Origin of the sequence: Amycolatopsis sp. WAC 01376 (assembly GCF_003947415.1) — a bacterium.
Taxonomy (GTDB): Bacteria; Actinomycetota; Actinomycetes; order Mycobacteriales; family Pseudonocardiaceae; genus Amycolatopsis.
The window spans coordinates 607,766-628,463 of the sequence record NZ_QHKL01000004.1 but is presented as its reverse complement, the minus strand read 5'-3'; the positions used below and the strand labels follow the sequence as shown (position 1 = coordinate 628,463).

Genomic DNA, 20,698 nt, shown 5'->3' with positions numbered 1-20,698 from the left:
AACCCAAGAGCTACCCGGGCCTGCCCACAAGGCAGGCAGTCGCAAAATTTCTGAAACGTGTCAACTTCTTGCATTCTGTCCCCGGTTTGTTGCATGCTCGTACGGCTCTGGCTCCCTCCCCGCCGTCTCAAAGAAGAGAAGACGCCATGACACGTATGCGCCTGTCCCGGCTCATCGCCGGTTTCCTGGTCACGGGGCTTTCCGTCGCCGGACTTTCCCTCGCTTCCGCCGCGAGCGGGCCACCTCCCGATCCCGCCGCCCCACCAGGGCCCACCGCGCTCGCCGAGGTGCCGTTGACCCGCACGGTTTCGGCGAGCAGCGCGCTGCCCGGGTACCCCGTCGCGAACGCCGTCGACGGAAATCAGGAGAGCTACTGGGAATCCGCCAACAACGCGTTCCCGCAGTGGATCCAGGCCGACCTCGGCGCGGCCAAAACCCTCTCGCGGATCGTGCTGAAACTGCCGTCGGGCTGGGAATCCCGGACACAGACGCTGGCCGTGCGCGGGAGCACCGACGGCGCGGCGTTCACCGACCTCGCCGCGCCGGTCGGCTACACGTTCACCCCCGGCTCGAACACGGTCACGATCCCGGTGACCGCGTCGGCCCGCTACGTGCGTCTGCAGGTCACCGCGAACACGCGATGGCCGGCCGCGCAGCTCGCGGAGTTCGAGCTGTACGGGCCGGACACCGGTGACACGCAGGCGCCGAGCGCGCCCGCGAACCTCGCGCTGACCGAGCCCGCCGCCGGGCAGATCCGGCTGAGCTGGGCGGCCTCGGCCGACAACGTCGGGGTCACCGGCTACACCGTCTACCGCGACGGAACGCCGGTCACCACGATCACCGGCACCACCTTCACCGAAGCACGGCCCACCGGGACGCGGGTCGAGTATTTCGTGCGTGCCAAGGACGCGGCGGGCAACGAATCCGGCGACAGCAACCACGTCGTGCGCTCCGGGACGAGCGCGGGCGCGAACCTGGCGGCGGGCAAACCGATCGAGGCCACCTCGGCGGTCCACTCGTTCGTTCCCGCCAACGCCAACGACAACAACACCGCGACGTACTGGGAATCCGCCGCGGGCCACCCGAACTCGCTGACGGTGAAGCTCGGGACCGACGCGGACGTCGACTCGGTCGTGGTGAAACTCAATCCGGACGCGATCTGGGGCGCGCGGACGCAGAACTTCGAGATTCTCGGCCGCGCGCAGGGCGCCACCGCGTTCACTGCTCTGTCGGCGCGGGCGGATCACCGCTTCGATCCGGCCACCAACCAGAATTCGGTGGTCCTCCCGGTCAGCGGACGTGTGTCGGACGTGCGCTTGCAATTCTTCGCCAACTCCGGTGCGCCAGGCGGTCAGGTCGCGGAATTCCAGGTGATCGGCACTCCGGCGCCGAATCCGAACCTGGTCGTGACGGGCACGAGCTGGACGCCCGCAGACCCGACGGAGACCAGCAAGGTCGCCGTGTCGGCGACGGTGAAGAACATCGGCACCGCGAACGCGGGCGCGACGACGGTGAACGCCGCCCTCGGCGGCACCGTCGTCGGCGAAGCGGCGGTCGGGGCCCTCGCGGCAGGCGCGTCCACCACGGTGACCGTCGACGCGGGAACGCGGCCGCAGGGCACGTATACCGTGGCCGCGACCGTCGACCCGGCAGGCACGGTGCCCGAGCAGAACGAAACCGACAACACCTACACCTCGCCGACGCCGCTGGTCGTCGCGCAGTCGCCGGGTCCCGACCTCGAGGTCACCGGCATCACCTCGAACCCGCCCAACCCGTCGGCCGGTTCGGCGGTGTCGTTCACCGTCGCGGTGCATAACCGCGGCACGAGCGGCGCGGGTGCTTCGGTGACCCGGCTGGCCGTCGGCGGCACCACGCTGACCGGTGCCACCGGCGCGATCGAGGCGGGAGCCATCGCGAACGTCGCGATCTCGGGCACGTGGACCGCCGCCAACGGAGGCGCGACCCTGACCGCGACGGCCGACGCGACCGGCACGGTCACGGAGACCAACGAGGCCAACAATGCCCTCTCGCGGGCGATCGTGGTGGGCCGCGGCGCGGCGGTCCCGTACGTCGAGTACGAGGCGGAAACCGCGCAGTACCAAGGAGAACTGCTGGTGGCGGATCCGCTGCGCACCTTCGGCCACACGAACTTCGCGACCGAGTCCTCCGGCCGGAAATCCGTGCGGCTGGCGAATCAGGGTCAGTACGTGGAGTTCACGTCGGCGAACCAGGCGAACTCCATCGTCGTGCGCAACTCCATCCCCGACGCCCCCGGCGGTGGCGGGCAGGACGCGACGATCAGCCTGTACGTCAACGGGACGTTCGCGCGGAAACTGACGCTGTCGTCCAAGCACAGCTGGCTCTACGGCAGCACCGACGATCCCGAAGGCCTGACCAACACCCCGCAGGCCAACGCACGGCGGCTGTTCGACGAGTCGCACGCGTTGCTGGCGCAGTCGTATCCGCCGGGCACGAAGTTCAAGCTGCAGCGGGACAGCGGTGACAACGCGGCGTTCTACATCGTCGATCTCATCGATCTGGAGCAGGTCGCCCCGGCGTCGGGGAAGCCCGCGAACTGCACGCCGATCACGGAGTACGGCGCGGTGCCGAACGACGGGAACGACGATTCGGCGGCGATCCAGCGCGCGGTGACCGACGACCAGAACGGCGTGATCGGCTGCGTCTGGATCCCGGCTGGGCAGTGGCGGCAGGAGAAGAAGATCCTGACCGACGACCCGAACGTGCCCAACGGCGGCGGCCAGTACAACCAGATCGGCATCTCCAACGTGACGATCCGCGGCGCCGGAATGTGGCATTCACAGCTGTACTCGCTGACGGAGCCGCAGAACGCGGGCGGCATCAACCATCCACACGAGGGCAATTTCGGGTTCGACATCGACAAGAACACGCAGATCTCCGACATCGCCATCTTCGGTTCCGGCCGGATCCGCGGCGGCGACGGCGGCGCTGAAGGCGGCGTCGGTCTCAACGGCCGGTTCGGCACCGGCACGAAGATCTCGAACGTGTGGATCGAACACGCCAACGTGGGTGTGTGGGTCGGCCGGGACTACACCAACCTCCCGGCGCTCTGGGGGCCGGGCGACGGCCTCGAGTTCAGCGGTATGCGGATCCGGAACACCTATGCCGACGGCATCAACTTCACCAACGGCACCCGGAACTCGAAGGTGTTCAACTCGTCGTTCCGCACCACCGGTGACGACTCGCTCGCCGTGTGGGCGAACCAGTACGTGAAGGATCCGTCGCAGGACATCGCGCACGACAACGTGTTCGCCAACAACACGATCCAGCTTCCGTGGCGTGCCAACGGGATCGCGGTCTACGGCGGCTACGGCAACAAGATCGAGAACAACGTCGTCCACGACACGATGAACTATCCGGGCATCATGCTGGCGACGGATCACGATCCGCTGCCGTTCTCCGGGCAGACGCTCATCGCGAACAACGCCCTGTACCGCTGCGGCGGCGTGTTCTGGGGCGAGCAGCAGGAATTCGGCGCGATCACGTTCTTCGCGCAGGGCAAGGACATTCCCGGGGTCGTGGTGCGGGATACGGAGATCCACGACTCGACCTACGACGGCATCCAGTTCAAGACGGGTGGCGGAGTGGTGACCGCGGCCGTCACCAACGTCAAGATCGACAAGTCGAACAACGGGGCAGGCGTCCTCGCGATGAGCGGCGCCCGCGGCAGCGCGACCTTGACGAACGTGACGATCACGAATTCGGCGGACGGCGACGTCGTCCGTGAGCCGGGATCGCAGTTCGTGATCAACGGCGGACCGGTGCCGGCGGTGGTCTCGTCGGGCCGCCGCGGTACGAGGTAAAGAAAGTCGTCGGAGGCCGGAGCGGGCGACCGCTCCGGCCTCTTTCAGGTCCGGGGGCTCAGCCCCGCCACGGCCAGCCGGAACAGCCGGTCCGCCTGTGCGGCCGGATCCGGGTGGTGCTCGGTGGCCAGGACGATGCCGACGATCATCGTGATCAGATCCGCGACGGTGACCTCCGGCGCCACCACGCCGTCCCGGGCGGCCAGCCGGAGCAGCGGGCTTCCGGCTTCCTCGATGGCGGCGGAACAGGAGTTCTCGTGGGTCGGGCCGTCGTAGGCGAGTGCGGCCGCCAGGCCACGGGCGGAGACACAGTAGGTGACGACCTCGTCGAGCCAGGTCAGGAGCGCCTTCCGGCTGTCGTCCTCGCCGGTCAGTTCGGCGGCGCGGGCGCACAGCGCCGCGATCCGTTGCGCGGAGACCGCTTCCAGCAGGGCCCGGCGGGTGGGGAAGTGGCGGCGCACGGTCGCCGAGCCGACGTTGGCGGTGCGCGCGATCTGCTCCAAGGAGGCGCTGGAGCCGTGGGCCGCCACCTCCTCCTCGGCCACCGCGAGGATGCGCGCGTAATTGCGCCGTGCGTCGGCGCGTTGGCCGTCGGACATGTCTTCACCTCGGTGTTTGCGTAAATGGCGGGCCCCGCCATATGGTAGCGGACGATAAGTGGCGGGCCCCGCCATTTAGCTGTCCGAAGGAGCGAACATGTCCTCAGCACCCGTTTTGGTCACCGGCGCCACCGGCAGGCAGGGTGGTGCGACCGCCCGTGCCCTGCTCGCGGCCGGCGTTCCCGTCCGCGCGCTGGTGCGTGACCCGGCCAGGGCGAAGGTCGTCGAGACGCTCGGCGCCGAACTCGTCGTCGGCGATCTGCACGACATCGATTCCGTGATCCGGGCGGCCAAGGGTGCCCGCGCCGTCTTCTCGGTGCAGATGCCCGGCGTGAGCGCGGAAGGGTTCGACTTCGCCGGGGAAGTGACCCAAGGCGTCAACCTCATCGAAGCCGCGAAAGCGGCCGGAGTGCCGCAGTTCGTGCACACCTCGGTTTCGGGTGCCGGTCAGCACGTGGACGCGGTTGGATGGGCCGAAGGGCGCTGGAGTTCGATGGAGCCCACGCTGGGCGCCAAGGCGGCGATCCAGGACCGTCTCCGCGAGGCCGGCTTTCCCCAGTGGACCCTGCTCAAGCCGGGCTTCTTCATGGAGAACTTCCTGCCCGACATGAAGTTCCTGTTCCCGCGCGGGGTCGACGGCGGCCTGGTGAGCGTCATCAAGCCGTCGACTTCCCTCTCGCTGGCCGCAGTCGACGACATCGGCATCGCGGCCGCCGCGGCCATCGCCGAACCCGAGCGGTTCTCTGGCGTCGAACTCGAGCTCGCGAGCGACTTCCTGACCATGACGGAGATCGCCGAGGTCCTTTCCGAAGTGCTGGGCACGCGGCTGACTGCCCCGGACATGATCGTGGAGCAGGCGGTCGCGGCCGGGATGCCGCCGATGGGCGCTTCGCACGAGTGGCTGAACGTGGTCGGCCAGCCGGGGCGGCCGCGATATGCGCGAGAGCTCGGCATCCCGCTCACCGGCTTCGCCGCCTGGGCGCGGAAGTACCTCGCGTAGAGGGTGATCGTTTGACAAAGCGGAACGCTGCTCCGTATGTTTGTGGAACAGCGCTCCGCTTATCGCGGCGCCGTCACGCAAGGGGAATTCTCACTATGAGCACCACGCCTGTCCTCTCGATCGCCCCGGTGGTCCTTCCGACGCCGGATCGGGCCGTGGACCTGCGGCTGCGGATCTCCGCGCCGACGACCGGAAGCGAACTGCCGGTCATCCTGCTGTCGCACGGCCAAGGCCCGTCGAACCATCTGTCGTCGCTGAACGGCTACGCCCCGCTCGTGAACTACTGGGCGGCGCACGGCTTCGTCGTCATCCAGCCCACGCATCTGAGCTCGCGGACACTGAACCTGCCGTCCGGCGACCCGGAAGCGCCGCTGTACCAACGGTCCAGGGCCGAGGACATGATCCGGATCCTCGACCGGCTCGACGAGATCGAGGACGTCGTCCCCTTTCTGCGAGGGCGGCTGGATCGGGCCAGGATCGCCGTGGCCGGGCATTCGATGGGCGGGCACACCGCGAGCCTTCTGCTGGGCGCGCGGTACACCGATCCCCGCAGCGGCGAGGAGGTCGACCTCGCCGAGCCTCGGATCTCTGCCGGTGTCCTGCTCGCCGCGCCCGGCCGCGGCGGCGACGCCGTCACCGAATTCGTGGCCGAGAACTACACCTTCTTCCTCAGCACCGACTTCTCCGCGATGACGACGCCCGCGCTCGTCGTCGCGGGGGAGAAGGACGCCTCCACCCATCTGACGGTTCGCGGTCCGGAATGGCATACCGACCCGTACTTCCTTTCGCCGGGCCGCAAGACGCTCCTCACCCTGATCGACGCGGAGCATGGGCTCGGCGGGGTGTCCGGCTACGACGTCGCCGAGACGACGGACGAGAACCCCGACCGCGTGGCCGCGGTGCAGCGCCTCACTTGGGCGTACCTTCGCTCCGAGCTTTACCCGGGAGACAGCGCCTGGCAGGTGGCGTGCGAGGAGCTGGCCGCGGCGCCGGATCCGCTCGGCCGGGTCGAGGCGAAGGATTGAGGGAAGGTGATCTGGTTCGTCAGAGCATCGGGATCTCGGCCCACACCGTTTTGTACCCGGTGCCGGCCTTCACGCCCCACTGCGTGCTGATCGCCTCGACCAGCGCCAACCCGCGTCCGCGGGGGCTTGCCGGGTCCTGTTTGGCCACGCGGCACGGCCGCAGGAGCGGACGGTGGTCGTCGACTTCCACGCGGACGACGTCCCTGTTCGAGGGCAGGGAGACCCTGAGTTCGCAGACGCCGTTCGCGTGTTCGTGCGCGTTGGTGACCAGTTCGGTGGTCAGCAGTTCGGTGTCCGCGATGGTGGTGTGGCCGACCTCGCCGAGCTGCTCTCGCAGCCAGGCCCGTACCTTTCCCAAAGGCGGGGCGATACCGGCGGGGAATTCGTAAGCCTGCCGTGTTCCCGTGATACCCACGCGTGTCTCCTTAGCGGGTTTCCCAGCTTGGCCAAGAGCATGGGTGCAGTCTCGGGATACCCAAGGAGAGCGGCGTTCACACGCGGGCACTTCCGGCGATCGCGGTGACCCTGATCTCGACCCGCATTTTCGGCGCGCCGAGGGCAGGGACGCCGATCTCCGTCCAGATCGGCGCGCGGTCGCCCATGCGCGCACGGAACTGCTCGACCATCACGCGGTTGTGGACCTCGCCGATGAACCCCGGTGTCTCCGGGACGTGGTACGAGTTCACAGCGATCACGTCGCGCCAGGTCGCGCCGGCGGTGGCGAGGGTCCGTTCGACGTTCTCGAAGGCCCGGACGATTTCCTCCTCCAGGTCCGCGGGGAAGTGCAAGTCGTCGTCCCAGCCCCCTTGTCCCGAGATCTCGATGCGATCGCCGACGCGCACCGCCTGGCTGTAGCGCATCTCGGCGAGTTGCCGGTCGCCGTATCCGGGAGTGGCGAAGAACTCCGGCTGGGACATGGTGGATCCTCTCGTTGACTTCACGCTTGAAGTCAACGTAGCACGGTTTGACTTCAAGTGTGAAGTCGTCTGGTTCTGGGTAAGGTTCCGCCATGGCCACCCCGGACCCGGACGAAGCACTGTGGCTGACCCCTGCCGAAAAAGAGGCCTGGACCGGCCTGGTCTCCTTGGTCCTCCTGCTGCCGGGGCGGCTGGAGTCGCCGTTGCAGCACGACGCCGGGCTGACGTTGTTCGAATATCTGACCCTCAGTCATATTTCCGAGGCCCCGGAGCGACGGCTGCGGATGAGCGAACTGGCCTACCTCGCGAACGGCTCGCTCTCGCGCCTGTCCAATGTGGTCAAACGCTTCGAGCAGCGAGGCTGGGTGGAGAGGGCACCTGACCCGAGTGACGGCCGGTACACCCTCGCCGTGCTCACGGACGACGGCTACGAAGTCGTGGTCGCGGCGGCGCCCACGCACGTCCGTTCGGTGCGGGATCTCGTCCTCGACCCCTTGACCGCGGAGGATCAGCAGGCGCTGGCCCGCATCGCCGCCAAACTGCGGACACGGCCGGTCGATCTCGGCTAGGTCCGCGTTTCATAAGCCAAGTTCGCGGTCTTCGCGCCCAAGCGTGGTTCTGGACTGGGGTCGTGAGTGGCAAGTAGTGTTCTAGCCCTCTTTACCACGTAGCTTAAGTTGATCTTGGGCAGGGTTTTGATCGCAAGTGGTGACGGTTGCCGCACGTCAAGCGCTCGGTCGCCCTGGTCGATGGGAGCCGGCACGCCCTGACGTCCACTGTGGACACATTTCGATGACTGAATGTCCGATTAATGACGAAATGGGCGGTTCCGTTAGGGGGTCGTGAGTGGCAAAGGTCGTTCTAACCCTCTTTCCCACTCACGACCCCCTCCTCAAACCGCACAACTCGCCCAACTCGGACACTGATTTCTTCGGATATGTCCCTTATGGACAGTCAGGAAGGCGTCTCTTCGGCCGGTCCCGCCCCAGCCGCCAACTCCGGCCACGCCACGTTTGACTTACCCCTCATTATGGAACAGGCGCTAGGCCGGTACTTCGAGGCAGTCGATTGTGCGCGCGAAGGTACCTTGTGCTCGCGTTCCGGACTCTGGTCCTCTGTCAGGGTTCAATTCACGCGAAGAGGGGGAAATCTCGTGTTCAAGAAAATATTCGCCGTCCTGTCGGTGTTTTCGATGGCACTCCTGGGTGTCGCGGGAACCGCGCACGCCGGCATCGTGCAATGGTCCGACGGTTACGAATCGAATCCCCATGGCGTCTGGGAGCGGGGAATCCAGGGCGGTGACGGGCATTCCTGGTTCGACATCGGCATGGGAGTGGCGCGGACCGGCAACAACAACGGCTGGCTCTTCGCCGACAACGGCTGGTCGGCGATGAGGACGCCGAAGTCGCTCGCCAGTTTCCCGGCGAACCGATCGAATTGCGCCGCCGCGATTTACGCCGACCCGGTCGGTGGCGGGGCGAACGTCGGCCTCGAGATCTGGGACCCCGTCGGCTGGCGGAAAATCTCCCACACGGTGAAGTGGATCGACGACTGGGCGGGCTATCAGCTCATCACGCTGAACAATCTCAATCTGAACGGCGTGGGCACCGTCTACCTCCAGCCGATCTACGGCAACAACGGTGGGCCGGCGAAGTACATCCGCCTGGACGACGCGGTCATCCAGTGCGTTTACTGACCGGGCGCCATGTCTCGCCGCGGTATCGATCGGCGGCCGGCGTTGCGACATTCGGTGAGTATTCGCTGCTGAGCACCGGATGAATTCGGGTTTCGCCCTGGCGAGGTGATCACGGAAAACGGAGAACGCTTCGGCACCTCTCACGCTGAAGAGTGAGAGGTGCCGGAGTGTTTCGGCTGGACGGCGTAGCGCGGACATTGTCTACGTAGGCCGGATTCGCGGTAACAGCCCGTTGAGCGCCTTGACATGGAGCGTTCGGGTCGCGCGCTAACGAAATGCGGATCTTTCCGTCTTTCCAGGAGGCCCACAGGAATTCCGGCTCCCGCCGGGTCTCGAAAGGGAAGTCCATGTCGCGAAGACCATTTTTCGTCGTTCTGACCGCCGTCACGGCGATGCTCGCGTCCACCGCGGTCGCCGCCGCGGCCCCGCCGGGAGTCGACCCGGCCACGGTCGATCTCACGCTCGACGCGGGGCAGAGCACGACCGTGACCAAGAACGTGACGACCTCGGCGGTGCCGCCGAATCCCGACCTCGTCCTGCTCGCGGACACCACGGGCAGCATGGGCGGGCCGATCGGCAACGTACGGTCGAACGCCGGCGCCATCACCGGCGACGTGCTCGCCGCCCAGCCGACCGCGCAGTTCGGCGTCGCCGAGTACAAGGACTTCACCGATTCCGTGCCGTTCAAGGTCAACCAGGGCATCACCGGGGACACGACCGCGGTGCAGGCGGGGATCAACCAGTGGACGGCGTCGGGAGGCGGGGACACGCCGGAGGCGAACCTGAACGCCCTCTACCAGCTGGCCTCCGGCGCGGTCGCCTTCCGGCCGGACGGCACCCGCATCATCGCCTGGTTCGGTGACGCGCCCTCGCACGATCCGAGCGGCGGGCACACGCTGGCCCAGACCATCGCGGCGCTGCAGGCGGCGAAGATCCGCGTGGTCGCCGTCAACGTCGGCAACCTCGATGCCACCGGACAGGCCACCGCCATCACCTCGGCCACGGGCGGTGTACTGCTGAACAACGTCCCGGCCGGTCAGGTCTCCCAGGCCATCCTGGACGGCATCAAGTCCATCGAGGTCACCGTGACCCCGAAGGTGACCAGCTGCGACCCGCAGCTCACGGTCACCAACGACCCCGGCAGCGTCAAGGTGGCCAGCGGCGACGTCGCCACGTTCACCGAGACGATCACGGCGTCGGCAGGGGCCGCTCCCGGCACCTACCAGTGCGTCGTCGACTACCAGGTCGACGGTGTTTCGCGCGGGTACATCGAGACCACGACCGTGCGCGTGCTCGGGTTGAGCATCGACGACGTGACGGTCAACGAAGGTTCCGGGGGAGCGCAGGTACCGGCGACGTTCACGGTGTCGCTGCTCGGCGGTCCCAGCCCGAATCCGGTGACGGTCCAGTACGCGACGGCGAACGGCACCGCGACGGCGCCCGCCGACTACGCGGCAGCGAATGGGATTGTCACGTTCGCACCGGGACAGACGACCAGACCGGTGACGGTCCTGGTCAACCCGGACACCGTCGACGAGCCGAACGAGACGTTCACGGTGAACCTCTCGGCCCCGTCGGGCGCCGGCCTCGTCGACGCGACCGGGGTCGGCACGATCGTCGACGACGACCGCGACGGCGTCTTTTCCTGCACGGGTACCGGGGCGAATGTCCTCGGCGTGACCGCGGCGCGGGCCAACCCGGCGAACCTGCCTTGTGCCGACGACAGCAGCACCGTCGCCGCCGCGACGCTCAACGCCGGCCTGATCAAGGTGGAGACCAAGGTGCTGACCGCGTCGACCGATCTCACGCCGGACGACCAGTCGGCGGCTCCGGCCGCGGGCGATCGCGCGCTGGCGTCGGCCAAGATCGACAAGACGGTGATCAGCACGCTCGGGCTGACCGTCGAACTCGGCGTGATCCAGTCGCAGGCCACGGCGACCTGTCAGCCGTCGGCGGGCGGGCTCGCCCCGGTCCTGGCGGGCAGTTCGAACGTCGCTTCGCTGAAGATCAACGGCGAGTCGATCACGGTGGGCTCGGCGCCGCTGACCATTCCACTGGTCATCGGCTCGCTGAAGCTCAACGGCCAGACCGTGGCGAACGGCGTCGTGAAGCAGCAGGCCGTCGCACTGGACACCGTGCTCGCGAAGATCGTGCTCGCGGAGTCCCAGGCCGACGTGCACGGAACCTCGGCGCATCCGGCGGGCAACCCCTGCCGTCGCTGAGCCGGTGAGTCCCGCCGGGGCGGACGGATCCTCGTCGGCCCCGGCGGGACAAGCCGTCCGGTGGCTCAGGGGAGGGCTTTGACCACGGCCGCGGTGGCTTGCGCGAGGAGCTTGTTGTCGATCTTGGCGTTCTTGGCGGACCGGTCGGTCAGGATCGAGATGACGATCGGAGCCCGGTTCGGCGGCCACACGACGCCGATGTCGTTGCGCGTTCCGTAAGACGCGGTACCGGTCTTGTCTGCGACCGGCCAGCCGGGGACGCCGGCCCGGATGTTCTGGTCGCCGGTGGTGCTGGCGCGCATCATGTCGACCAGGATCTTGCGTTTGTCCTCGGGGAGGGCGTCGCCGAGGGCGAACGCGCGCAGGCTCACGGCGAGAGCGCGGGGCGTGCTGGTGTCCCGCGGGTCGCCGGGCGCGGTGTCGTTGAGTTCGGGTTCGATCCGGTCGGCGTGGCTCGTGGTGTCGCCGATGCCGCGCAGCACCGCGTTGAGACCTTCGGGGCCGCCGAGTTCGCGGAAGAGCAGGTTGCCGCCGGTGTTGTCGCTGTACCGGAGGGTCGCGTCCATGACGGCGCGCAGCGGCAAGCCCGTCCCGACGTGCTTCTCCGTGACCGGCGAATTGACGACCACGTCCTTTTGGCCGTAGGTCACCGTGCGGTCCAGGTCGGCGATCGACGTCCGCTGCAGAACGCCGCCGGCACTGAACACCTTGTGCGTCGAGGCGTAGGCGAACCGTTCGTCGGCGCGGAAGGCGACCTCGCGGCCGTTCGCGGTGTCCACCGCGTACACCCCGAGACGGGCGGCGAAAGCACGTTCGAGCTGTTCGAATTCGGCTCGGTCTACCGAAGCGGCCGGAGTGGCGGCGGGCGGTTGCGCGGGAGCGGGAGTGGAGCACGAGGCGAGTGACACGACCGAGAGCGCCAGCAGGGCGGCCCAGCGGCGAGAAGTGACGGACACGGTGATTCCTTTCAAGATCGTTCGATGTCCGCAGTCTGTCCAGCGCCGGTCATGCTGTCCAAGACACTAATGACCCCTTTCATGCGAAATCCGCATAGTATGTGGTCGTGGACCTGATCGGCAGTTGCCGGGCGTTCGTGAGCGTGAGTGAAGCCGGGACCTTCACCGCGGGAGCCGCGATCGCCCGCATTCCCCAACCGGTGGCGAGCCGCCGGATCGCCGCGCTGGAACGGCATTTCGGCGAGCGGCTGTTCGACCGCTCCACCCGGCGCGCCCGGCTCACCCCGTTCGGCCGGGACATGCTGCCGTCGGCGAAACGGCTGGTGGCACTGGCCGACGCCATGGAACACGACGCGCAGCGCGCCAAACTGCGGCCGCTACGGCTTGCGATGCCGGAAACCTGCACCGTCCGCGAGCTCGCCGAACTCGACGCGGCGGCGCGAGCGCTCGACGTCTTCCTGGAGTTCCGGCAGGCCCCGCCGAGGGAACGGGCGGAACTCGTGCGTACGCAGGAGGTCCGCGCGGCGCTCACGGTCGTCCCCGCCGAAGAGGGCGGGTGGAAGGTGCCGCTCGGCCTGGCGAGCAGAGGGAAGCCACGGGCGGGCGCCCTGCATCTGGAAACGCTGCGGGTCGGCCGGTCCGGCCGCACGCCACGCCGGGTCTGGATCCAGCCGGAGGACGACGTGCCGCATATCCGCGACCGCCTGTTCCGGATCCGCGACTCGGTGGGGCTGCGGCCCGCGCAGGTGCCCGTCGCCGATTCGCTCACCGCGGCCGCGGCGGCCGTGTTCGGTTCGGACGATCTGTTGTTGTGCTCGCCGGCTCAGTCCGCCGAACTCGGCTTGGCCTGGCGGCCGCTCGGCGAGCTCCGGCTCGCGCGCGGATTCGAGATCACGGCGGGGCTCGGCGAGGACGCGCAGCGGCTCCGGGCACGATTGTGGCCGGACATCGCCCGATGTCTCGGCGCGGAGGAGACGACATGAACACCGGAACACTGCGCGCCGAACTGGACGACGGCGGCCTGCGCGGTTCGTTCCTGGTGCGGGATCTGCGGACCGGCTACGAGATCGGCATCGACCCCGACCTGGAGTTCCCGAGCGCGTCGCTGGTGAAGATTCCCCTCGCCGCGGCGACCCTGGAGCGGATCCGCCGGGGCGAACTGGACGGTTCGGCGCCGATCGACGTCCAGCCCGGGCGGGCCACCGCGCCGGGACCGACCGGGCTGACCCGGTTCCGGCATCCGGCCAGGGTGGCGATCGACGACCTGCTCTACCTGAGCATGGCCATCAGCGACGAGACCGCGGCGGACGCGCTCTTCGCGCTGACGCTGCCGGCCGAGGTCACCAGGATGACGCGCGAATGGGGCGTTTCCGGGATCACCGCGCGGCATCCGGCCGCGGACCTCAGCGACACCCCCGCCGAACGGTTCGCCCCCACGGACGTCCACCTCGCGCACGCGCTCGCGATCAACGCGGGCACCGCCGGGCAAGGCCATCCCGTTCCGCAGCTCGACGTCACGCGCGCGAGCTCCGGTTCGGCCCGCGCGTTCGTGAACCTGCTCGAAGCGCTGTGGAAACCGTCCAAAGTGGACGAAGAGGTGGCGGCGCGGGTGCGCGAGCTCATGGGACTCAACCTGCTGCGTCAACGGCTGAGCCCCGATTTCGTCTCCGACGCCACGAAATGGTCGTCGAAGACGGGTACCGTCCTGAACCTGCGGCACGAGGTCGGGGTGGTCGAACACGCCGACGGCGGGATGTACGCGATCGCCGCGCTGACCGCATCTCGGGTGCCCGCGGCGATCCAGCCGGAGGCCGAAGTGCTGATGGCCCGGGTGGCGCGGGCGTTGCGGGATCACCTGCGCGAAGGGAAGTCGTAACTCGCGTGATCAGACTCGTAACTCGCGTGATCAGGGGCGTAACTCACGTGATTGAAGGGCGATCACGCGCGTTACGCCGGAGCCGCGCGGTGTCGAGATCCTGCCATGTCGGGTATCCGCCAGCTCCGGGCCGTGTGGGAAACCTGATCACCCGTCTTTACTTCACGTACGGACGTCGGGGGCTCTTGTCGAAAGGGATCATGGTGATCGGTAGTACGAGAAAGACGCGGAGAGGCACGGTGGCCGTGGTCGCCGGTGCGTTCCTGGCCTCGGGCCTGGTACTGGCTCCCGCCGCGGGTGCGGCTCCCGCGGCCAAGGCCGACCCGGACACCGCGGCGCTCGCCGGCGCGCTGACCAAACAGGCCGTGGCCTGGGGCGAGTGCTCGTTCCCCTCCGTCGCGCCGGCGACGGAAGCCGAACTGAAGAAGGTCAAGGGCCTCGCCTGCGCCACCATCCAGGTGCCGCGCGACTGGCACAACCCGCAGGACGGCAACACGATCGGCGTCCGTGTCTCCAAGACCGCGACCGCCTACCCCGGCACCGGCAGGCAAGGCATCGCGCTGGTCAACCCGGGCGGCCCCGGTGGCGAGGGCCTGCCGTGGGGCGCCGCGATGGCGATGCGCAGCCCCGTGCTGGCCTCGCAGTACGACTTCGTCGGTTTCGATCCCCGCGGTGTCGGTCAGAGCACTCCGCTGACCTGTAGCTACACCGTCCCGGACAGCACGGATCAGAACGTGATCAGCCGGGCGAAGGTCGAAGGCTGCCTGAAGAACCCGCTGACGAAGTTCATCACCACCGAGCAGACCGCGTACGACATGGACTTCATCCGGGTGCTGCTCGGGGAGAAGAAGACCAGCTACATCGGCTACTCGTACGGCACGTGGCTGGGCACCTGGTACGCCACGACGTTCCCGAGCAAGGCGCACCGGTTCCTGCTCGACTCCTCGACCGACGCGAGCCGTTCGACGCTGGAGAAGACCTGGGACCTCCAGCCGCGCAGCCGTGACCGCCAGTTCCAGGAAGCACTGCTGCCCTACATGGCGCGCAACGACGCCAAGTACAAGACGGGCACCGACCCGCTCGAGATTCGCCGCAATTGGGAGAAGGCGGGCGGCACCCGGGAGTTCGCGGGCATGCTCTACGCCGCGTGGTTCATCATCCCGGCGATGTACGACACCTCCCAGTACCCGTCCGCGGCCTCGATGGTGGCCGCGCTGGCGAAGGGACCGGCGCCCACCGGGACCGACGCGGAGAAGCTCGGGCAGGTCGTCGCGAAGGCACTGAGCACGCCCGGTCTGACCGACGCGAACAAGGCGTTCCTGAACAAGGCGAAGGGCAACGCCCTGGAGGCCATCGCGAAGAAGGACTCGGTCGAGCGCAAGGCTTCCTACCAGGGCGGTGCCGAGGTCGAGACCTGGGACGCGGCGTTCGAGGCGATCCGGTGCCAGGACGGCCAGTGGAACCAGAACCTGCATTACTGGAACTACTGGCAGGCCGACCTGACCGTGAACGCGCCGTTCATCGCGCCGATCATGGCCCTCTCGGGTGCGCCGCTGTGCGCGTTCTGGCCGACCACCAACGCCAAGCCGGCGCCGGAGGAGAAGACGTTCCCGAAGCTGCTGATCGCGCAGACCGAACTCGACGCGGCCACGCCGTACGAAGGCGCGCTCGCCACCGCGAACGCCCTGCCGGGCGCCAAGATGATCAGTGTCGACAACGAAGGCAGCCACGGGATCTTCCCGTACAACACCGACTGCGTCGACGACCCGATCGTCGCCTACTTCCAGACCGGTCTCACGCCGAAGAAGAAGTTCACCGGCTGCCAGGGGCTGCCCCTGCCGGGTGAGGACAAGACCGCCGAGGTCGGCGGTCACCTCGGGCACGACGGGAAGATCAAGATCAAGATGATCACCCCCCAGGTCCGCAAGGCGAACGAGATCGTCCGTGAGCTGCTCGAAGGCGCCGCGACCCCGGCGGCCGACGAGAAGGGGATGCCCGCCAACGCCTAGTCCCCGAAAGCGCTGAACAGAGGCTCCCGCGAGCCCGATCCGGTTCGCGGGAGCCTCTTCGGCGTGCCTCCACCGGGATCCGTGATCCTTTCGTTACTGGTCCAGCCGCACGATTCCGGCGCTGACCCCCTCAAGAGCAGTGAACGGAAGCAGCGATACCGCGAGGCGTGACATCGATGTCACGCCTGTCGATCCTGGGGTGGGGGAGGAGAAGCGTCATGCTCGCCGAGTCGCGGGGCCTGTCGATGGAGGCCGAGCAGCTGTACCGGGCCCTGCTGGACGGGCGCCCGATCACGCCCGGCGCCGAGCTGGCGGAGCTGGAGCGGTTCGGTCTGGTCCGGGCGGGCGCCTCCGGGGTCGAGGTGCGCCCGCCGCGGGCGGCACTGTCGGCGTTCGCGGCGCAGCACGAGGCCGCGGCCGTCCGCGCACGGGAAGCGGCCGAGGTACTCGGCGCCGCCTACTCCCTGCGGACCGGCCGGGACGCGGATTTCGTCGAGGTGCTGCGCAGCCGCGACGAGGTGATCGCCACCTTCGAGGCCATGCAGACGCAGGCGAGCGTGGACATCGTCGCCCTGGACCCCGGGTCGTACATGAGCCCGAAGGCCGAGGTGAGCACGGTGCAGCCGGGTTCGATGGCGCGGGGCATCGCGTACCGCGTGGTTTACGACTCGTCCGTGCTGCAGGATGATGACGGATTCGCCCAGGTGCAGTCGAGTATCGCACTGGGGGAGCAGGCCAGGGTGTTCCCGAGGCTGCCCTTGAAGCTGGTGATCGCCGACAGCAAGCGGGCGCTGATCGCCGTCCCGAACTCCGACGCCGGTGACGTGCTCGCCCTGCTGATCCATCCGTCGATGATGCTGAGCGCCCTGATCGAGTTGTTCGCATCGTTCTGGCGGATGGGTGTGCCGGTGCGGGCGGGTGGTCCGGACGACGCCGAAGCCGCCCAGGAACCGACAGTCGCCACTCGCCGTCTGCTCGCGCTGTTGAGCGGAGGCCTGACGGACGAGGCGATCGCACGCGAACTCGGCATCAGCGAGCGCACGGTGCTCCGGCGGATCAGCCGCCTGCAGCAATTGCTGGGCGCGCAGACGCGATTCCAGCTGGGAGTACAGGCTTCGCGCCAAGGCTGGCTTTGAATCGCGTTTCTGTGGCGTGGGCACCAAGGTCGACGGCGGAAATTGTCACGTGAGAATGGGGTCGCGTCTCACGGGTGGTAAGTGTCCTTAAAGTCGACCGCGCCGTCCACGCAGTCACGGACCACATCGGCGGGTAGTGAGGGCCTCCTTCACTACCTTGAGGGTAGGGAAGGAGGCCCTCACGGATTCCTGGCTGGGGGTGGGCGCTTCGGAGTACATGAAGGACCCCTTCCTGTGCCTAGTGTCACGAGTCGGAAGTTCGTGTGGTATTCGGTGTGGTGCCGAAGGATCTTGTTTCTTGTTTCGTGCGGTGAAGATGCTGTCGGCTGAGGCCGTGAGCATTTCGCTGACTTCAAGGGAGCCAGGAGGCCTTCATGGCGAGGTTCCGGACCGGTCACGGGGGTCGTGAGTGGTAAGTGTCGTTAGAACGACACTTACCACTCACGACCTGCCTATCACCTCGTGACCCCAGGGCCAGGCGCGAAACGGCCGGATATCGATACGGATTTACGGCGCGAACTTCCGGTGCAGGACACTAGGCGCAAGGAAGGGGTCCTTCATGTACTTGGGGAAGGAGTCCTTCAGGGACCACAAGGCTCAGGCGTCCGTGAGAGCCGCTTGAGTTCTAGTGGTCGTCGCAACATCTGATGTGGAGGTGTTGTGGTGGCTGGGAAACGTCGTCGTTGGTTGCCGCGGGATGTGCGGGTGGCGTTCTGGGATCGGGTGCGGGCTGGGTTGCCGGTGGAGCGGGCGGCGGTGGCCGTGGGCGTGTCGCGGGCCAGTGGGAGACGGTTGTTCGAGGAGGCTGGCGGGGTGATCAGTAATGCGCCGAAGTCTGGGTCGGGCCGCTATCTCTCGCTGGGCGAGCGGGAGGAGATCATGATCCTGTGGGCCCAGCAGGTGCCGAAAGCGGAGATCGCGCGCCGGTTGGGGCGGGATCGCTCCACGATCGGGCGGGAACTGGACCGCAACAGCACCGGGCAGGGCTATCGGGCCAGCTCGGCCCAGCACGCGGCCGAGGAGCGGGCGAAACGGCCGAAACCGGCGAAGCTGGCCGTTGACCTGGTGTTACGGGACAGAGTGCAGGCGGATCTGCGGGCGTGGTGGTCGCCGGAGCAGGTCGCTGCCAGGCTGGTCCGGGACTTTCCCGACCAGCCGAGGATGCACGTGAGTCACGAGACGATCTACCAGGCCATCTACGTCCAAGGCCGGGGCGCGCTGCGGCGTGAGCTGGCGCGGTGCTTGCGGACCGGGCGGGCGATCCGCCGGCCGCAGCGGATGCCCGATGGGCGCCGGGCCCGCCAGGGCAAGATCGCCGGGATGGTCCCGATCTCCGAACGGCCCGCCGAGGCCGCCGACCGGGCGGTCCCGGGACATTGGGAAGGCGATTTGATCATGGGCAAGGACAACCGTTCGGCGATCGGGACCCTGGTCGAACGCACGACCCGGTTCTGCCTGCTGCTGCACCTGCCCGGCGGGAAAGACGCCGCCACCGTCGCCGACCAGATGATCGCCACCATCAAGACCCTGCCCACACAGCTGCGCCGGTCACTGGCCTGGGACCAGGGCACCGAAATGGCCAGGCACGCACAGATCACCCTGGCCACCGACCTCGACATCTACTTCTGCGACCCGCACTCACCCTGGCAACGAGGCTCGAACGAGAACACCAACGGCCTGCTCCGCCAGTACTTCCCCAAAGGCGCCAACCTCGCCACGCACAGCCGGGAAGACCTTGCGAGGGTGGCCGCCGAACTCAACGGCCGCCCCCGCAAAACCCTCGACTGGGACACCCCAGCCGAACGACTCAACAAGCTACTGTCCTAACAGGAGCATGTTGCGACGATCGCATGAATCCGCCCCGTCCTTACCGCTCACGAGGAGGCAAAATGCGCCCGACGCTCCTCATGATCGCGTTAGGGGCGTTCGTCACCACCCTCGACAACACGATCGTCGCGGCGGGCGCGCCGTCGATCGCCCGGGACCTCGGCCTCGAGCTGCCCACGCTGCAATGGGTGAGCATCGGCTACATGCTCCCCTTCGCCGGACTGCTCCCGGTGGCGGGCACGGTGGTGGACCGCTGGGGTCAGGCCGCGACGCTGCGGGCCGGGCTGATCGCGTTCGGGGTCGGCGCGGCGGCCGGCGGGCTGGCCACGACGGCGTGGCTCGTCATCTCCGCGCGGGTACTGCAGGGCGCCGCCGCGGCGTTCCTGGTCCCGGCCCTGCTCAGCCTGCTGCGCACCAATCTCGACGCGCGAGGGCGAGCGGTCGGGGCGACGGTGTGGACCGCCTGCCTCGCTGCCGCGCTCGCGCTCGGTCCGACGCTCGGCGGTGTGCTGAGCGAATATTGGGGCTGGGGCTGGATCTTCTTCGTCAATCTCCCGTTCGTGGCGGCGATGCTGCTGCTGTCGCGTACGGTCGCCCTCGCGGATCGCGATCCGGCGGCCGGGCGGCCTGCCGTGCTGTCCATGCTGGTGGTGACCGCGGGGATGGTCCTGATCACCGCCGCCGTGGTGGAGTTGGGCGAGGGTGGAGCGCTGCTGTCCGCGGTGTTCGGCGTCGCGGGCACGGGCTTCGCGATCTGGTTCGTGTTCAGGGAAAGACGCGCGCGCGTGCGGCTGGTACCGGTGGAGCTGACCGGTCAGCGGGTCTTCGCCGGCGCGCTCACCGTGCAGTTGCTGTGGGGATTGGGCGTTTCGGGCGTCTTCTTCTTCACGCCGTTGCTGCACCAGGAATCCCTCGGGCTAGGGCCGTTGCAAGCCGGATTGCCGCTGGTAGTGGTGGCGGTGGCGGTCGTCGCCGCGACGCCGCTGGTGCCTTGGGCCGTACCGCGATTCGGTCCACATCGGACTGTCGCGGCTGGGCTGGCGACGGTGGCCGCGGGACTGCTGGCGATCGCGGCGGTCAACCACGTGCCGGAAATCCTTCCGCGGATCCCCGGGTTGGTGCTGATCGGTGCCGGATCGGCTCTGACCACACCGTTGACCTCGTACGCGCTGGAAATCGTGGCGGAGCGGCACGCGGGCACCGTGTCCGGGCTGCTCACCGCGTCGCGTGAACTGTCGAGCGCGCTGGGCGTCGCGCTGATCGGGGCCGTGCTGGCGGTGGTCCGCACGGCCCGGCTCGACGAGGGCGCCGCGTCCGCGCTGGCGAGTGGTTACACGGCGGGCCTGCTGGCGGCGGCGGGGCTGGAACTGGCCGGTGCGCTCCTCGCGCTCAGGTTGCTGAACCCCCGGCCGGGCCGAAGTTCGTCCCGAAGTGACAAGCCGGGTGCCCCCTTTCTCACTTCCCGGTGAGCACGTCGGCATCGCCGTCGGCGTTTCACCGTCCTTTCATTGACACTCTTCCCGCGGTATCCATACAGTTCCGGGCAGATAAAGAACGGTCTCCGGAATGGAATCCGCTTTCGGCAACGGTGCC

Annotated in this window: 16 protein-coding genes; 12 read left to right on the top strand and 4 right to left on the bottom strand. The window is 68.1% G+C overall.

The window, feature by feature from the left end; translation table 11 throughout:
- The first annotated feature begins 146 nt into the window (after window positions 1-146).
- Complete coding sequence (locus DMH03_RS25470) at window positions 147-3,842, top strand: CARDB domain-containing protein (protein WP_233611630.1); 3,696 nt, start codon at window positions 147-149, stop codon at window positions 3,840-3,842.
- Between the two features lie 44 nt (window positions 3,843-3,886).
- On the opposite strand, the gene DMH03_RS25465 is transcribed toward DMH03_RS25470, so the two are convergent.
- Window positions 3,887-4,441 carry a TetR/AcrR family transcriptional regulator gene (locus DMH03_RS25465; protein WP_125794500.1) on the bottom strand — a complete coding sequence of 185 codons (555 nt, stop codon included), beginning with the start codon at window positions 4,439-4,441 and terminating at the stop codon, window positions 3,887-3,889.
- Between the two features lie 97 nt (window positions 4,442-4,538).
- Between DMH03_RS25465 and DMH03_RS25460 the strand changes: the two genes are divergently transcribed.
- Both DMH03_RS25460 and DMH03_RS25455 read left to right on the top strand, forming a co-directional pair.
- A complete protein-coding gene (locus DMH03_RS25460) occupies window positions 4,539-5,441 on the top strand; it encodes an NmrA family NAD(P)-binding protein (protein ID WP_125794499.1) in 903 nt (300 codons plus the stop codon).
- Between the two features lie 95 nt (window positions 5,442-5,536).
- Window positions 5,537-6,466 carry an alpha/beta fold hydrolase gene (locus tag DMH03_RS25455; RefSeq protein WP_125794498.1) on the top strand — a complete coding sequence of 310 codons (930 nt, stop codon included), beginning with the start codon at window positions 5,537-5,539 and terminating at the stop codon, window positions 6,464-6,466.
- A gap of 19 nt (window positions 6,467-6,485) precedes the next feature.
- On the opposite strand, the gene DMH03_RS25450 is transcribed toward DMH03_RS25455, so the two are convergent.
- Together DMH03_RS25450 and DMH03_RS25445 are read right to left on the bottom strand one after the other, a co-directional pair.
- Window positions 6,486-6,881: an ATP-binding protein gene (locus DMH03_RS25450; RefSeq protein ID WP_125794497.1), complete on the bottom strand. Its 396-nt coding sequence runs from the start codon at window positions 6,879-6,881 to the stop codon at window positions 6,486-6,488.
- A 76-nt stretch (window positions 6,882-6,957) separates the two neighbouring features.
- Window positions 6,958-7,383 carry a Rid family hydrolase gene (locus DMH03_RS25445; RefSeq protein WP_125794496.1) on the bottom strand — a complete coding sequence of 142 codons (426 nt, stop codon included), beginning with the start codon at window positions 7,381-7,383 and terminating at the stop codon, window positions 6,958-6,960.
- A gap of 92 nt (window positions 7,384-7,475) precedes the next feature.
- Between DMH03_RS25445 and DMH03_RS25440 the strand changes: the two genes are divergently transcribed.
- The 3 genes from DMH03_RS25440 to DMH03_RS25430 all read left to right on the top strand — a co-directional run bounded on the left by DMH03_RS25440 (window position 7,476) and on the right by DMH03_RS25430 (window position 11,301).
- A complete protein-coding gene (locus DMH03_RS25440) occupies window positions 7,476-7,952 on the top strand; it encodes a MarR family winged helix-turn-helix transcriptional regulator (protein ID WP_125794495.1) in 477 nt (158 codons plus the stop codon).
- Window positions 7,953-8,575: 623 nt separating this feature from the next.
- Window positions 8,576-9,079 carry a hypothetical protein gene (locus tag DMH03_RS25435; RefSeq protein ID WP_125794494.1) on the top strand — a complete coding sequence of 168 codons (504 nt, stop codon included), beginning with the start codon at window positions 8,576-8,578 and terminating at the stop codon, window positions 9,077-9,079.
- A gap of 347 nt (window positions 9,080-9,426) precedes the next feature.
- Window positions 9,427-11,301: a Calx-beta domain-containing protein gene (locus DMH03_RS25430; RefSeq protein ID WP_125794493.1), complete on the top strand. Its 1,875-nt coding sequence runs from the start codon at window positions 9,427-9,429 to the stop codon at window positions 11,299-11,301.
- Window positions 11,302-11,366: 65 nt separating this feature from the next.
- On the opposite strand, the gene bla is transcribed toward DMH03_RS25430, so the two are convergent.
- On the bottom strand, window positions 11,367-12,257 hold the full coding sequence (gene bla / locus DMH03_RS25425; RefSeq protein WP_125794492.1) for a class A beta-lactamase: 891 nt from the start codon (window positions 12,255-12,257) through the stop codon (window positions 11,367-11,369).
- A gap of 101 nt (window positions 12,258-12,358) precedes the next feature.
- Between bla and DMH03_RS25420 the strand changes: the two genes are divergently transcribed.
- The 6 genes from DMH03_RS25420 (at window position 12,359) to DMH03_RS25395 (ending at window position 20,574) form a co-directional block, all read left to right on the top strand.
- Window positions 12,359-13,240, top strand: coding sequence for a LysR family transcriptional regulator (locus tag DMH03_RS25420; RefSeq protein WP_125794491.1), 882 nt, complete (start codon window positions 12,359-12,361; stop codon window positions 13,238-13,240).
- Entirely contained in the window at window positions 13,237-14,133 is an 897-nt protein-coding gene (locus DMH03_RS25415) for a serine hydrolase (protein WP_125794490.1), read from the top strand. The genes DMH03_RS25420 and DMH03_RS25415 overlap by 4 nt, the downstream gene beginning before the upstream one ends.
- Window positions 14,134-14,372: 239 nt before the next feature.
- Window positions 14,373-16,142, top strand: a complete 1,770-nt coding sequence (locus DMH03_RS25410; protein ID WP_125794489.1) for an alpha/beta hydrolase — start codon at window positions 14,373-14,375, stop codon at window positions 16,140-16,142.
- Between the two features lie 218 nt (window positions 16,143-16,360).
- The gene (locus DMH03_RS25405) at window positions 16,361-17,278 is read left to right on the top strand and encodes a helix-turn-helix transcriptional regulator (protein ID WP_125794488.1); all 918 of its coding nucleotides are present in this window, start codon (window positions 16,361-16,363) and stop codon (window positions 17,276-17,278) included.
- A 660-nt stretch (window positions 17,279-17,938) separates the two neighbouring features.
- Window positions 17,939-19,105, top strand: coding sequence for an IS30 family transposase (locus tag DMH03_RS25400; RefSeq protein WP_370310851.1), 1,167 nt, complete (start codon window positions 17,939-17,941; stop codon window positions 19,103-19,105).
- Window positions 19,106-19,167: 62 nt separating this feature from the next.
- The gene (locus DMH03_RS25395; protein ID WP_125794487.1) at window positions 19,168-20,574 is read left to right on the top strand and encodes an MFS transporter; all 1,407 of its coding nucleotides are present in this window, start codon (window positions 19,168-19,170) and stop codon (window positions 20,572-20,574) included.
- Window positions 20,575-20,698 lie beyond the last annotated feature (124 nt).

Excerpts from the sequence above, each read along its gene's own strand:
- DMH03_RS25470 (WP_233611630.1), top strand. The coding sequence starts at position 147 with ATGACACGTATGCGCCTGTCCCGGCTCATCGCCGGTTTCCTGGTCACG.
- DMH03_RS25465 (WP_125794500.1), bottom strand. The coding sequence starts at position 4,441 with ATGTCCGACGGCCAACGCGCCGACGCACGGCGCAATTACGCGCGCATC.
- DMH03_RS25460 (WP_125794499.1), top strand. The coding sequence starts at position 4,539 with ATGTCCTCAGCACCCGTTTTGGTCACCGGCGCCACCGGCAGGCAGGGT.
- DMH03_RS25455 (WP_125794498.1), top strand. The coding sequence starts at position 5,537 with ATGAGCACCACGCCTGTCCTCTCGATCGCCCCGGTGGTCCTTCCGACG.
- DMH03_RS25445 (WP_125794496.1), bottom strand. The coding sequence starts at position 7,383 with ATGTCCCAGCCGGAGTTCTTCGCCACTCCCGGATACGGCGACCGGCAA.
- DMH03_RS25440 (WP_125794495.1), top strand. The coding sequence starts at position 7,476 with ATGGCCACCCCGGACCCGGACGAAGCACTGTGGCTGACCCCTGCCGAA.
- DMH03_RS25435 (WP_125794494.1), top strand. The coding sequence starts at position 8,576 with ATGGCACTCCTGGGTGTCGCGGGAACCGCGCACGCCGGCATCGTGCAA.
- DMH03_RS25430 (WP_125794493.1), top strand. The coding sequence starts at position 9,427 with ATGTCGCGAAGACCATTTTTCGTCGTTCTGACCGCCGTCACGGCGATG.
- DMH03_RS25415 (WP_125794490.1), top strand. The coding sequence starts at position 13,237 with ATGAACACCGGAACACTGCGCGCCGAACTGGACGACGGCGGCCTGCGC.
- DMH03_RS25405 (WP_125794488.1), top strand. The coding sequence starts at position 16,361 with ATGCTCGCCGAGTCGCGGGGCCTGTCGATGGAGGCCGAGCAGCTGTAC.
- DMH03_RS25395 (WP_125794487.1), top strand. The coding sequence starts at position 19,168 with ATGCGCCCGACGCTCCTCATGATCGCGTTAGGGGCGTTCGTCACCACC.